At 47.6% G+C, this 603-nt stretch carries 1 pseudogene; it reads left to right on the plus strand.

Going from position 1 to position 603, the window contains the following annotated elements:
- Positions 1–267: 267 nt before the first annotated feature.
- Positions 268–528, plus strand: a pseudogene (locus ACSZPU_RS26190) (transposase); the annotation flags it as partial.
- Positions 529–603 lie beyond the last annotated feature (75 nt).

The following is a 603-nucleotide window of genomic DNA, read 5'->3' on the forward strand; positions in this document are numbered from 1 at the left end:
CTCCATACATTGTCAGAAATATCGTGGCGCCGATAGGCTGGAATAGTCATGATAATAGGGCCTTCTGATTAGAAGGCTCTATTATCAATGATTTTTATCCTCGTGACGACACTATCTAAGTGATTCTCGCGTGGGTTACTTAAAAGGGCATAGCGGTTGAGCAACTGCTGAAAGCATAAAGGAAAATGTGTAAGTATCCCGCTTAAACGGACCATTCACATTTAGAGATCTTCCGGCATACTGATTATGTCCCCGGAGGAGATCGCCATGCGTAAAGCACGATTCACCGAACACCAGATCATCGCCGTTCTGAAGTCCGTCGAAGCCGGACGCACCGTTAAAGACGTCTGCCGCGAAGCCGGGATCTCTGAGGCCTCGTACTACAACTGGAAAGCAAAGTTCGGCGGTATGGAAGCCTCTGATATCAAAAAGATGAAAGACCTCGAGGATGAAAACCGCCGGCTGAAACAGATGTTTGCAGACCTGAGTCTCGAGTGCCGCGCACTGAAAGATGTGATTGAAAAAAAGGACCCTGTACACGATTCTGTGTAAATGCCTTTTCTCAGAAGTGACCGTCCAGGCGGTCACCGAACTCGATAATAA

This window comes from Phytobacter sp. V69 (genome assembly GCF_965644215.1).
Classification (GTDB): domain Bacteria; phylum Pseudomonadota; class Gammaproteobacteria; order Enterobacterales; family Enterobacteriaceae; genus Phytobacter.